The 12,883-nt window shown below is 35.9% G+C and carries 15 protein-coding genes and 2 pseudogenes; 11 read left to right on the top strand and 6 right to left on the bottom strand.

Features of this window, described 5'->3' with window-relative positions:
• Window positions 1-14: 14 nt before the first annotated feature.
• A complete protein-coding gene (locus LA20531_RS05540; protein ID WP_056940602.1) occupies window positions 15-851 on the bottom strand; it encodes a glycosyltransferase in 837 nt (278 codons plus the stop codon).
• 95 nt (window positions 852-946) lie between these two features.
• On the opposite strand from LA20531_RS05540, the gene LA20531_RS11590 reads away from it, so the two are divergent.
• Window positions 947-1,087: a helix-turn-helix domain-containing protein gene (locus LA20531_RS11590; protein WP_236704186.1), complete on the top strand. Its 141-nt coding sequence runs from the start codon at window positions 947-949 to the stop codon at window positions 1,085-1,087.
• Entirely contained in the window at window positions 1,084-1,479 is a 396-nt protein-coding gene (locus LA20531_RS05535) for a hypothetical protein (protein ID WP_236704187.1), read from the top strand. Before LA20531_RS11590 ends, LA20531_RS05535 begins: the two co-directional genes overlap by 4 nt.
• 55 nt (window positions 1,480-1,534) lie before the next feature.
• Here the strand turns inward: LA20531_RS05535 and LA20531_RS05530 are convergent, their stop codons facing one another.
• Together LA20531_RS05530 and LA20531_RS05525 are read right to left on the bottom strand one after the other, a co-directional pair.
• Window positions 1,535-2,293, bottom strand: coding sequence for a lysophospholipid acyltransferase family protein (locus LA20531_RS05530; protein WP_056940603.1), 759 nt, complete (start codon window positions 2,291-2,293; stop codon window positions 1,535-1,537).
• A 155-nt stretch (window positions 2,294-2,448) separates the two neighbouring features.
• Window positions 2,449-3,690, bottom strand: coding sequence for an RNA-guided endonuclease TnpB family protein (locus LA20531_RS05525; protein WP_056940604.1), 1,242 nt, complete (start codon window positions 3,688-3,690; stop codon window positions 2,449-2,451).
• Between the two features lie 154 nt (window positions 3,691-3,844).
• Here LA20531_RS05525 and LA20531_RS05520 point away from each other — a divergent pair, with 154 nt between their 5' ends.
• The gene (locus LA20531_RS05520; RefSeq protein ID WP_082589048.1) at window positions 3,845-4,516 is read left to right on the top strand and encodes a hypothetical protein; all 672 of its coding nucleotides are present in this window, start codon (window positions 3,845-3,847) and stop codon (window positions 4,514-4,516) included.
• A gap of 76 nt (window positions 4,517-4,592) precedes the next feature.
• Here the strand turns inward: LA20531_RS05520 and LA20531_RS05515 are convergent, their stop codons facing one another.
• Both LA20531_RS05515 and LA20531_RS05510 read right to left on the bottom strand, forming a co-directional pair.
• Window positions 4,593-5,015 (bottom strand): M48 family metalloprotease, encoded by a 423-nt coding sequence (locus tag LA20531_RS05515; RefSeq protein ID WP_056940605.1) that lies wholly within the window; start codon window positions 5,013-5,015, stop codon window positions 4,593-4,595.
• On the bottom strand, window positions 5,012-5,365 hold the full coding sequence (locus LA20531_RS05510; protein WP_014565477.1) for a helix-turn-helix domain-containing protein: 354 nt from the start codon (window positions 5,363-5,365) through the stop codon (window positions 5,012-5,014). The genes LA20531_RS05515 and LA20531_RS05510 overlap by 4 nt, the downstream gene beginning before the upstream one ends.
• A gap of 303 nt (window positions 5,366-5,668) precedes the next feature.
• On the opposite strand from LA20531_RS05510, the gene LA20531_RS05505 reads away from it, so the two are divergent.
• The 8 genes and pseudogenes from LA20531_RS05505 to LA20531_RS05470 all read left to right on the top strand — a co-directional run bounded on the left by LA20531_RS05505 (window position 5,669) and on the right by LA20531_RS05470 (window position 11,979).
• Window positions 5,669-5,992, top strand: coding sequence for a hypothetical protein (locus LA20531_RS05505; RefSeq protein WP_003628386.1), 324 nt, complete (start codon window positions 5,669-5,671; stop codon window positions 5,990-5,992).
• A gap of 20 nt (window positions 5,993-6,012) precedes the next feature.
• A complete protein-coding gene (locus LA20531_RS05500) occupies window positions 6,013-6,951 on the top strand; it encodes a helveticin J family class III bacteriocin (RefSeq protein ID WP_056940606.1) in 939 nt (312 codons plus the stop codon).
• 85 nt (window positions 6,952-7,036) lie between these two features.
• Complete coding sequence (locus LA20531_RS05495; RefSeq protein ID WP_013436928.1) at window positions 7,037-7,948, top strand: SLAP domain-containing protein; 912 nt, start codon at window positions 7,037-7,039, stop codon at window positions 7,946-7,948.
• A 131-nt stretch (window positions 7,949-8,079) separates the two neighbouring features.
• Window positions 8,080-8,469 (top strand): annotated as a pseudogene (locus tag LA20531_RS05490) (SLAP domain-containing protein); the annotation flags it as partial.
• Window positions 8,470-8,633: 164 nt separating this feature from the next.
• Complete coding sequence (locus tag LA20531_RS11360) at window positions 8,634-9,638, top strand: transposase (protein WP_099202286.1); 1,005 nt, start codon at window positions 8,634-8,636, stop codon at window positions 9,636-9,638.
• A 72-nt stretch (window positions 9,639-9,710) separates the two neighbouring features.
• A complete protein-coding gene (locus tag LA20531_RS11585; protein ID WP_099202284.1) occupies window positions 9,711-9,995 on the top strand; it encodes a hypothetical protein in 285 nt (94 codons plus the stop codon).
• Window positions 9,996-10,291: 296 nt separating this feature from the next.
• Window positions 10,292-10,723, top strand: coding sequence for a hypothetical protein (locus tag LA20531_RS05475; protein WP_236704203.1), 432 nt, complete (start codon window positions 10,292-10,294; stop codon window positions 10,721-10,723).
• A 122-nt stretch (window positions 10,724-10,845) separates the two neighbouring features.
• Window positions 10,846-11,979: pseudogene (locus tag LA20531_RS05470) on the top strand (SLAP domain-containing protein).
• Between the two features lie 56 nt (window positions 11,980-12,035).
• On the opposite strand, the gene LA20531_RS05465 reads toward LA20531_RS05470, so the two are convergent.
• Window positions 12,036-12,764 carry an SLAP domain-containing protein gene (locus LA20531_RS05465; RefSeq protein WP_056940747.1) on the bottom strand — a complete coding sequence of 243 codons (729 nt, stop codon included), beginning with the start codon at window positions 12,762-12,764 and terminating at the stop codon, window positions 12,036-12,038.
• Window positions 12,765-12,883 lie beyond the last annotated feature (119 nt).

Here is a 12,883-nt window from a genome sequence, read left to right as displayed (position 1 = left end):
AGTTCCTCCAAGTATTATTCTTTCAAGTTATCGCGAATTTTGAGATATTCGTTGAGTAAACCATCGTATTCGTGTAGATGCAGTACGCTGTGCACACGAGCTACGTCCCATGGCTTAACTGTTTGGGTATGGAAGTAGGGCCAGAAACGAAAACTAGTGGTAAAGTGTTGAATCTTGGTATCTTTTTGCAGGCGATATTGTTCGTTGTAGCGACGAGGTACGACACGTTTTGCAACGGCAAGTTTGTTAATTGCTGACTGGTCAGGTAAGAACATCTTCTTGGTTTGCATCATGTCTCTGACTTTGGCAAAAAGACCAGTTTGCTTGATCTTAACCATATTCAAAAGTAAGACACCAGAGTTTAGGTAATCAAAGACGCGCTTAGTTTTGACATTGTGGAAGAAGAATCTGCCCCAGTAGTCGAGTACACCGACGAGTTCGATACCCTTGATGTTTTGCTTATAAAAAGCAGTAATGTCGCCGCGAATAACGATATCGTCGTCCAGGTAAAGAATACGATCAGGGATCTGTGGCAATTCATCCGCAAAAAGACGCAACATGGCATAAGGCGTAAAACGCGTATTCATGTTGGCTGTAGGTGGCTGCTTGATAAATAGATCGGTACAGTCGATCAGCTCCAGCGTATTTTTAGGGTTTGCTTTAACTAATAAAGAACGAATAAAATCTGCGGCATGCTTAGAGAAAGGATGATACTTGCGTTTATCGCTGTGAGCTTCCATGGTTAAAATGTAGAGGTGCAGTTCCTTTGCACCAGAGTTCTTTAATAAAGATAGTGTGGAGATTAAAACGCCGTCTTCTGCGTTTTCGTCCCCGCAAAAAAGTATATTCATAATTGCTCCTGTTTAGTAGTATTCGAATTTACTAATCTGTATATTTTATATGATACCATGTAGAATGCATTTTTCTGAGTGAAGGGATGAAGTCAATGAAAATTTCAGAAGCTTTGAGAAAAGAACGGAAATCATTAGGATTAACACAAGGTCAAATGATTAAGGAAAGCAAAATATCTGTTACCCATTATTCTAAAATGGAAATGGACAAAATAGAATTTTTATTGATGATTTGATTTTAATTTTACAGTTACGTGGAATATCAATTACTCAATTTTTTAAAAAGTATTTTCCATCAAATGATAACATAGATTACTCCCAAATATCTCAAGAATTAAATCAAGCTTTTTATGATAATGATGTAAAAAAAGCCAAAGAGTTAAAGCTGAAAATTTTGAATACTAAACATATGTCAACAGAATTAAGAGATAGGGCAAACTTGATCATAGCTGCACTAAATTCAAAAGATGATAAAACAGATACTGCAGCAGTTAAACAAGCTATGCATGACTTTTTTAAGCATCAAGAATGGATGAATGATGAAAATGCGATTGTACTTTTGAGTAATTCTATTCGAAAAGACAATCTAAATGATGTCACACCTTTAGTAATGATGTTAATTAGGTAACTAAAACTCTTAAAGACAAACTAATAAGGTTAAGAAGCAAAAACGTTTCTTAACCTTATTTTTTGATATATTGGCAATATTCATAATCACTAAGCTTAGCTCGGTCGATTAATGTCTTTTGAATTTCATAGTGGAGCTTATTTTGCGCTTCCTTACGGCTTAAAGCTTGATCTGGGTAAAATGGTCCGTCAATATAAACAACGGCGCGAGGACGGCTGCTAAAGCGTCTTTTATGGTAAGTTTTAGTCATAACGAAACTTGGTGCGTTCAGTTGAACAGGAAAGTGCATGCTGGTTGCGTCAAAGGGACGAATTTTAGTGTAGTAGGGCCAAACGTGGGCTTCTGGGTAGATTAGAACTTCACCTTTTTTATCCTTGATCACGGTTTTGATAGCCTTGATCAGCTTGACCGACTGTTTTAAGTCTTTACCAACGGGAAGGCCACCGTAGCGCACTAGATATTTGCCAATGAAAGGGATGCCCCAGTTGGCTTGACCTGCGATGGCGTAGAAATTCTTAATGGGAAAAATCGTGAGGGATGTAAAAACGTCACCCATTGGTCTGGTGTGATTACCATAGATGAAATAGCCGCCGTCGACTTGCTTTAGTTTTTCTTTGCCAATTACCTTAACGTTGTCGAAAAAGCGGAAGACGAGCCAGCCAAAGCCTGCAGCGAGGCGACGAGCAATGGCGGACCAGATTTTGGCCCCGCGAGAATTGGGCAAAATTACGTAATCATCTGGTAAGCTAAAATTTTGATCGTGGCTGTCGACCACGTCATCGGTAGTTTTGTGATAATAGTAGATTCGTTTCATTCGTGTTCCTTCAAGATAGTTATCAACTACCCCAGAATCAATTCTGGGGTTTGTAGTTCTCATTCCACGTGGAATAGTAATCTTAACGCCTTTCGGCTCTCACCTTCGAGACTACATCATCGGACAGTTGACAATGCCCGTTTACCTGCCAAGATTTACTCGGCAGATGCTTGTTTGTTAAACTGCGGTGCTTCCTCACCGCTTCGATAGAGTGTCCCTAAGAACTGGATGTTCATTGACGCAAGCCGGTCATCGTTTGACTTGTAGCCACATCTATCGCAAACATACAAGTGCAGTTGATGATCACGGTTTTCCTTACGAATCCGTCCGCATTTGGGACAGCGCTGGCTGGTATATTTGGCAGGGACTTTTACTATCGCTGACGAGTTCAGATTAGCCTTGTAGGTAAGGAACTGCTCAAACTGATAGAAAGCCCAAGAAACCATTTCATAGCGTTTGTCTTTAGCTGTCTTTTCAGTAGCAAAGCGGACATCGGTCAAGTCTTCCAAAACGAAAAGGGTATTAGCGCCATAATGGTCAACGAGTGTCTTAGTCAAGCGATGGTTGACATCGCTCATCCAGCGGTTCTCTCTTTGACCGATCTGCTTAAGTCTTCGTTTGGCGGACTTGGTGCCTTTGGCTTGAAGCTGGGCACGCAGTTTTTTGTATTTGCGTCTGGTTCTTAATGCCTTTTGACCGTTGAAAAGCAAGGTTTTGCCTTTTTCATCGTAGCAGGAAGCCAAAAAGCGCAAGCCAAGGTCAATCCCGACAACATGCTCAGCTTCTTCCGGCTGATATTCCGGCAAAGAGACGGTAGCGCTTAGGTGCATGTACCATTGGTTCCTAAATTTAAGTAATTTAATCGTGCCGAATTTCCATTTATCTGAATCAAGGTACTGATCGAAGCTCTTGCACACAAAATCAACCTTTTTTCTTCCTTGCAAAGTGTTTAAAGATATTTGCTTGGTAGCGCTTAGGTAAGACCAGTCCCGATTGCGCTGTAAATCTAATTGCGGACGCTTGAATTGGATCGGGTACCAGAGCCAGCTAAGGTTACGAAAAGTCTGTGCCCAAATAGCGTGACCCTTGCCGTCCTTTTTCCCAGTATCGTAGCGGTATGGCTTTTGCTTTAGCTGTGTTTTAACAGTCTTATAGCGAGCAATAACAGTTTTAATAGCAGACTGCGCCATTTGGCTTTTTAAACCGAATTTATTTCTAAGATCACGGTAAAGAGCCTTGTTCAGCTTAGATTGCTTTAATTCAAAAGCATGGTTAAAAACATATTGCGAGATAAAATTGCAGGCATCCTTATATTTAACCATCGTTTGCATAAAGGAATGTGCGGTTTCTTCATCAATATTGAGCAGTTTTGCCTTAACGGTCACTGTCTGATCCATTTAATTCACCTCTTTTTAAACTAATTCACTAGCAATAATATCATAAGTGGTCTAGTGAATAAATAATAAAAAGCAAAAAAGGGGCTGAAAGTGCAATTCTTCCCCAGATTAAAATCATGAGGTATCCTTGCTTAATCAGCCCTAAAAAATTTCAATGAACCTTAACAAAAAAATGTTGTTTTCTTCTGCTGTTATTGCAGGACTTCTCTTAAGCGTTGCACCTGCTACTGTTCAAGCTGCAAGTACTGCTAGCAGTGCACCTAAGACCACGAATGTTAATCCTAAGGCCGTAATTGAAAATAGCTCTAAGTTAACTAAACAAGGCTACGTTTTAAGAATTAAGAATTCAAAAGATGCAGATCCTATTTATGTGGGCAAAAACAACTACAAGTATGCTTTAACACATTATGAAACCTTTAAGGGCAAGACGATTAGTCCAGCTAAGGTCCAAAACGTTAAATTTAGAGTTGAAAAGGTAGTCAGATTCCACGGCAAGATTAGTGGTGCTCCATTATACTTGGTGGTTTCTAAGGATAAGAAGTACAGCTGCTGGACTACACAAGCAATGCTTCAATATTATTACTTCAACAGTAAGGGGATGCGCGGAGTAGTGAATCCATTGAAGAGAATTGCTAATAGAAGCGCTGATAAGAACATTATTAGTCTAAAGAATAAACAAAATAAACGTGACTTTAATGCAGCGATGAAGGCTGCTAATAAGCTTAAGGGTAGTCAGAAGAAGTTTGTTGTAAATTCTTTGAAGCAACTTAAGAAAGATAACAATATTGGCGTTGAAGGCGACAACTTGCTTTTGTTTGGTTTTTAAAGTGAAAAAAATACGTTAAAAGAATATAGAAAAACTGATGCATCTAAGCTATGAAGCTAGAAGCATCAGTTTTTTGTTATATTAGGTCGTCATTGTCTTTAAAAAGTTGCTTGGTTGCAGCGGTCATTCTTTCGGGGATGCCATAGTTCTGCATAAAGGTTCTTGGTTCTTGAATGTAGTCACCATTTTTGCAGGAATAGTCGTAAATAATCTTAAGAGAAAATAGATCTGCTTCCTCTTCTTCTGAGTTTTGCCCTGAAAAACTAGGCCAATAGGCGATGCCTGAATCACCTAGCATTAAGTGACCAATTTCGTGGCCAATGATAAAAGGCAATTCATTAGGATTATGCCAATTAGTATTGATTACCATTTTATGAGCATTCTTAAATGAAAGTGCTGGGTCGTATGGCTCTCCTTTAACCAAGATGTATGAAAGACCGTGCTTAAAAGCATAATTGAGTAAGTACTCAATTAACTCTTCTTTGCCTAAGTTTCTCATTTCTTGTCTGCACGACCTTCCTTAATGTCATCTTCCATTAGTCCTCGAATCATATTGAGATATCTCTCAGGAACATTATAGCCGTGATATGAATAAGGCTTCTCCTCATCTAATGGGATAGAAGTTGGTTGTCCTTTGGTAGGTATAGGAGTAGGATCATCGGTTTTGCCTTTTAGATAGTCGATTGAAGTATTTAGTACTTCGGCAACGGCTTCTAAGGCATCACCACCAGGTCTTTTATTCTTCCAATTATAGATAGAATTAGTACCTAACCCAGCCTTATCATTCACTTCACGTAAGTTCATTTTATATTTTTTCGCTAATTCTTTAGTACGCTCTAATTCAATCATGGCAAGCATTCTCCGAATATTTTAAATTATTAAATAAGCATTTTTACTAAAATGCATTGACAGCATTAGTCTTTAGACGTAGTATAAGAACTGTCAACGAGATATGAAAGAAATAAGAAAAAGCCTAGAAACACGTGTGTAAGTAAGAAAGGAATCATGTGCTTAAGGTTATTTCTTATACCGTTATATTAGTATAAATACTAATATAAGTCAATAAATATTAGTATCTAGTTGATGAATTTTATTCAAAGAGGTGGTGCCAATGACTGTGCAATAAGTAAAAAGAGAGGTGAAGAAGAAATCATGGATATTCATGATTACGTTGAACTAATAGCTCTAGCGTTTTGGGTTATTAGTGTTGTAAGTGTTGGTATCTTGAGTCATGTTCACTTTAAGAACAAAAGGCTAGAAAGATTGCGTATTGTTACAAGCAATCTAATGAAAAGCTACATCAACATGTATGACCAAGAGAATTTATCTGATGAAAAGAAGATCAATCGAGTTGGCAATGCAGTAGTTGATGGCTTGCAAGCTAAGGGCTTTAAGTTGAGTGAACAAGAAGTGCAGGACATTTTTGCGGAAGTTGCAAAGCAAATGAATGACTTGCATGAGACTCAGGATAAGTAGATTTTTTCGGAGGTTTTATTATGGTTGATGCTAGAATTTTGAATCAATTTGATGTAAGTACAGGACATAAGTCAGTTATACAAAAAGGTAATGTTGGTGAAACTTATGATTATGGTTTGCAATTATGGCGTGATCAGTTAGATACATATGTATTTAGAGGGACTCGTGGCAATTTAACTAATTTGGTTTTAAAGTTAGTGGGACAAGCTGCAGGGCATACACAAACCTGGGAGTTTTCAGGCGAATCGGGTAAATGGTTTGTGGGCGTGAAACCTACTAAGGAACATTGGGCTAAGCAAATTGCTCGTGTAGATATTAGATCTTTAAAGGCAAGTAAAACGTACGATAGTAATACTGCTTTTCCACGAATTGCATACTTAGATCAAGCTAGAGAACCTAAAGATTACTGTCAAAGTCCTGAAAACTTTAAGAGGGCAGAAGCAGCACTATCTCCAGACTATACAAAAATGTTAATTGCTACAATGGAAAATGATGGAACTGGACATTTTGTTATCTATAATGCAAAAATGATTAATCAAGCTTTAGATGATACAAGTATTGATTATGTGGATTTACGCGATAAGCAAAAATATCCATGTGAAGATAGTTTTACTATTTCTAATTTTGATGATTTAATGAATAATTCTGTACAGGGTTATGATTTAGATAACGCAGGGAATATTTATATTACTAGTCAACATAAACCGAATATGGAAGATCATAAGTATTATCCAAAAATGATTAAAAAGATTCCTTATTATGCGCATGAAGAGACCTCACAATGGGAAGAAGTCGGATTATCTGCTGTTAATATTAGCGGAAAAGGAATGCACTCAGAGGTAGAATCAATTCAGATTATTGGTGAAAATCATGGTTATTTAACAGTTGCGTATCATAAGCTTGTTAATAATAAGAATCTCACAATTTTAAATAGAATTTATGAAATTGAATGGGATTAATATTTTAAAGTGCTTGAAAAATTTTCAAGCGCTTTTTTTCTATCCGAGTATAATAACGTTAAGAGTTAATAAAGGAGAAAATGAAATGAATCATAAGAAATACTTTTTAGCTTCAGTTGCAGCTTTGATGGCTATTGGAGTATTTTCTACTCAACAAGTAAAAGCAGCATATTCTGTTGTTGCAACTAGAAAAGTCACAAGAAACGCATATATCTATAATTCAACCAATAAGAGAACTTCATATAAAAATAAAAAGAAATTATACAAGGGGCAATCAGTAACTACATATGGTGATGGACAGACACTTAAAAATGGTCAAAAATTTTATAAAATTAGTCCAACATCAAATAAGTACGTCAAAGTAGCTAACTTCAAAGCTAGACCTGTTGTCAAGACTGCTACTGCTGTAATAAAGCCACACGCTGATTGGCTTGCTAGAACTTTTAATAATAAAGGCAATACTGTCCGTAAGAATTTAAAGCCAGGAACAAAATTGACAGTTGATCGCCATGAGGTAACTTCATTTAGTGATAACTTCCCAGCAGGAATGATTAACGACGATGGATTTTATCATATTAAAGGCAGCAATCAATGGATAATGGGCTCTGCTGTTAAAGTTAATAAAAAGATTCCTTTGTTTGATCCAGAATTTGAAAATGCCCGTACCAATTATTCTTTGGTAAGATTTAAGAACAACGCAGATGTATATAATCGTCAAGGTGAAAAGCTGAACGCTGATGGAGTAAAAGTGAGAAAGCAAGCAAATTGGTTCAGAGCTGATAACCTATTATACATTTGGCTTCCGAGTGAAAATAAGGCTGAGTTGTTCTACCATCTGATTGCTAAAAGCTTTTATACAACTTCGTCAACAAGCGATAAGCTTAAAGTTTCTGATGCTTATGTTAAGGCCAGTGATATGAAATACTTTGATGGTTTGAAACTTAAGCCAAGTAACACTCAGGCAGAAGCTAAAGCGGCTGCAGAGAATAAAAATTAAGAAAAAGTAGGAAAATCCTGTCATTATCGACAGGATTTTTTGCTGAGAAAATTCAGACTGCCTTGATTGACTTAAAAATTGGGGGGAGATAATAGATGTATAAGTGAGATATTAATAGAAGGATGATTAAAATGAAGAAAAACAAATTTATTTTAGCTTCAGTTGCAGCTTTGATGGCTATTGGCTCAGTGCTTTCATTTGGCTCACAAGCTCACACAGTTCAAGCTGCGCAAAAGACGATACATACTAATTATTATGCTGGTATCAAAAGTACAGCTTTAAGTTATAACGTAAACGGGAAAAGCTTATCGAGTGGAATTAAGACCAACGCTACTATGAAATATTACGGTAGTCCACGGCTTATTAAGGGGCAAAAATATGTCTGCTACAATGTTGGTAAAGGCAAATATGTTCCATTGGATTCTATTGGCAAAGTAAATGGAAGAAATACTTTCCGTTTGTTAAATAATAGCTATATTTACAATGCTAGTGGTAAAAAGATAGGTAGCTTATCTTATAGATCAATGTCATTAAGTTAAAACATTGACGAAGATGGGACCTTAAGAACCGAATCATTTTGATTCGGTTCTTTTTCTACGTAAAATAAAAAGTGAGCAGAGTCTAATTTACTCTTCTGCTCACTTTCGTCATATTATCCGGTCTTTCATAGAAAGCTGTGACTCTTATGAAATCCCTTCACTCAAATATTCTAAAACTGATGGATAATATTATCAATAAAATCGCCACTAATATTCATGCTTTCTCTGTTTCAGATCAGGCCTTTACCCGTTGTCGTAAGCTCAATGTCGTTGATTTGATTAGGCTGATTCTAAACATGGGAGCCGGCAGTTTGAACTCGGAAATTTTTCATGCTTTTCCTAACATAAATTCCAGAATGACCGCTTCGGCTTTCGAACAACAAAAGGCTAAATTAAAACCCGAATGTTTTAAAGAAATCATGGCTGAGCTTAGTCAGGCAAACAATGCACCACAATTACTAGATGACAAATACTTAGTTGTAGCGATTGATGGTTCCGATTTTGATCAGCCTTTTAATCCAAAATCAAAGAATATTTTTCAAGGCAAAGATGGTAGAAAATATTGTCAGATCCATGTAAATGCTCTTTATGATGTTTTGAATAAATTATATTTGGATATGGTCATTCAGCCCAGACAAAAAATGGATGAGCGTGAAGCGGCACTAACAATGTTAAAGAATCTAGATAAACAAGAAAAAGATTTTTTAGTTTTAATGGATCGTGGCTATAGTAGTTTTAATTTGATTGAAACCTGTAATCGGCTAAAGCATTGTCACTATGTTATTCGAACAAAAGCTGGGAATGGCGCTATTAAAGAAATTACCACATTGTCAGGCCATGAATATGATAGTGAGCTTTCCTGTAAAGTAACTGCATCGCATCGCTACTATATAACTCACAAAGATACGGAAAAGTTTCTTCACCTGGTATTCCATAAAAAACATCATTACAAGGCTGTACGCTCAAAAAATACCAAAGATTCACGCTGGGACCATGAAGATATATGCAATGTTAAATTTCGAATTTGTAAGTTTAGAATTAATCCACCAGGTTCAGACGATGAGTGGGAAGTTCTGATCACCAATTTAGACCGGGACAAATACCCACTAGCTAGAATGAAAGAGATCTATCATCTTCGCTGGGGAATATAAACTTCTTTTAGGGAGCTTAAATATGACTTAAGCGGCGTCCAGTTTCATTCTAAAAAAGATCAATTTGTTTATATGGAGATATACGCCCATTTTGCAATGTATGATGCAGTGAGCTTATCAGTAGCCGCCAGCTCAAAGCCATATGTTAAAAGCAAATATCAATATCAAATAGATTTTAAAATGGCCTGCTGTATTTGGCGACGATACTTTATGATAAGCGATAATTCAGATATAAGCTTTGCACAATTAGTGCTTGATATGGCATCTTATATAACTCCAATTCGACCGGGAAGAAAAGATAAACGTAATTTAAAAGCAAAATTAGTTATCAGTTTTCCTTATCGTTTGGTAGCTTAGATTAATTAAAAAGTGGCTATCCTAGGATGGCTTATTTGTGCTATCAAAAAAAGACATTTACCGAGAAAAGTAATTCGATAAATGTCTCAAAAAATATTGTCAGATTTGTCAATGTCTTAACTTAATGACATTGATCTTATAGATATCCAGTTTATTTTTCAGGCAGTTTAAGAAAAACTAGCCAAGATAAAAGATATTATGTGCTTGAGAGTAACATAGACTCTCAAGCTTATACAACTAGTACTGAAAAATATTATTTGCCTTATAAGAAAATAAAGAATAGTTACTATTACTCATTGGGTAAAGGTAGATATATCAACGTTAGAAACGTTGCCACAATTAATGGTTTGCAGAATTGCTCTAATAGCGAAAAGATTACGGTAACAGCCCCTGGTCGTCAAACAGTACCAGTTTATGTTGTGAATGATTCTTCAGATGCAAAAACAGGGAAGGTGTTGCCTGGAGTCGTTAAAGTTAATGGCGTTAATGCTCATAGAGTTATTGTTGATGGTAAGACCGTTAATGTTGGAGCTGGAGGTATGATTTTAGGCCAACGTATTCCTAGCGGTACAACCGTAACTGTTAATGCTAAGACTGCTGGACCACAATATAAGTATCAAATCAAAGGTACTCATACATTTATCAGCGCTTCAAATATAAAGGGATCAACAACTAAAATATCGAATCTTTTACCATACTATGTAGATTTAGATAAATTAAATAATTAACAAAGATCCTGTCCGTAGGGGCAGGATTTTTTGCTGGAAAAATTCAGATTGTGTTGATTGACTTAAAAATTGGGGGGAGATAATAGAAGTATCAGCGAGATATTAACAGAAGGATGATTAAAATGAAGAAAAATAAATTTATCTTAACTTCGGTTGCAGCTTTGATGGCTGTAAGTCCAATGCTTTCATTTGGCTCACAAACTCATACGGTTTAAGCTGCAGATACTACTATTACTAAAACGATCATGCATACTTCAATAGCATATAACAGAGATGGTAAGAGCACAGGTACCAAATATTATGCATACAAGACCGTTGATGTAATGACTAAGCCTGTAAAAATAAATGACAATTTGTATTACAAAGTAAATGGATTAAATCACTATTTAAGAGCTACTAACATTGATGGTGTAACGCGTAAAGTAACGCATAACACTTATGTTTATAAGTCTTCCAATGGTCGTACTTCGTATAACGGCAGATGGAAGCTTTATAAAGGTGAAACAGTCACTACTTATGGTGGTTCTTACAAATTCAAAAATGGCAAGCTCTACTTCAGAATTGGTGGTCCCAGCAAACAATACATTAAATCAGCAAATTTAGGACCAGTTATTAAAATTAATACTTCAGTGAATGGATCTAGTTCATCATCAACATCTACTAATTTGGAAGAAACAACAGTCACTGTAACCACTCCAACTCATTTAATTACTCAAACCAGTAGTGGTTATAAAGGAACGGCTCATATTACTCCTGTAGGAACAAAATTTACAGTTGATCGTTTGGAATTTAATGAACTTTCTAAGAGAAGTGAAAACGACGACCATTTTTATCACATCAAAGGTACTAATCAGTGGATTAATGCTTCTGATGTGAAAGCTGCTAAGAGTATTCCACTACATGACTATTTCTTTGAAAACTTCTCATACATTACATTCCCTAAGGATACTGATGTGTATAATGCAGACGGAACTATCCAAGATCATAACGGTCAAAAAATAAGTAAACAAAAAGGCTAATTGAAAGTAGACAAGTTAGTATATATTTGGGTACCAAGTGAAAATAAGGCGGAATTATTCTATCACTTGGTAGGTACAAGCTTTTATGCAAGTACAACGCCAACCGTTCATTGGAGCACAATTAATGTTGGGCATAATGCTTATGTAAAAGCTAGCGATGTTAAATTTATTGATGGAAGCGTAAAGCTGACTCCATCAAACACAGCCGCTGAAGCAGAAGCTGCTGCGAAAAAGTAAGATATATAAATAAAATCCTGTCCATTAGGGCAGGATTTTTCGTATTGTAATAACTTTTAGTATAAAGTTTTGACTCCATTGATGATGGACTTGTAAGGATGAGAATATACCGTATGCTTAGGTCTTTTAACTATATCACCAGCATAAATATAATATTTCGTATTCTTAATATGGTATGCTTCAGAGTACATATTATCAAATCCCGCAGTATCATCTACGACTAATTTCTTATTTTTGGGTAATACATATGCATTTTCTGCTTTATTTTTAGAAACTTCTTTTAGTGCATAAATATGTTTTTGGTTAATTGTCTTAGGATCTTTTGTTACAACAGTTGCTTGATTAGTTATTAGTTCATTCGCCTTATTTGCATATGGATCTTTACTGTAAATAGATTTAACGTTTATACACTTGATATATCTGTTGTAGCCTATTTTGTAGTATTCTTGCTTTTTAATTGTTTTATATGGAAGCCAATATAAATAATTAAACAAATTCTCTTTAGAATTCATTACACCTGTTGAACTATTATCTTTCATTATGTAATATCTCTTCACGGAATTTGTTTTTTGCAATTTTCCTGGAGCAGTAACAACTTTATTCTTCTTAAGGTAGTTACTTTTACCATGTAAACGTTGACCTTTGTTGTTGTATACATAGGAGTTACTGTTTAAATACAACTTCACAGTATTGGCTGCCTTAACTGGGCTGGAATTTATGCTTAGTGAAACGATGCCTAAAAAGATAGCGATGAAAATAGTAAATATTGTTTTATTCTTTTTCATGTGTTAACACCTCATTAATATTCGAATGTTAACCATATTAAAGCACATAAATTGGGGGGTACAATAATTCACACTGATCCAAAAAGGACGGCTATTAAGCCGCCTTTTTCACATATCAA

This window comes from Lactobacillus amylovorus DSM 20531, from assembly GCF_002706375.1.
Lineage (GTDB): Bacteria > Bacillota > Bacilli > Lactobacillales > Lactobacillaceae > Lactobacillus > Lactobacillus amylovorus.
Note: the sequence above shows the minus strand (reverse complement) of the source record. Positions and strands in the feature narration are given on the sequence as shown.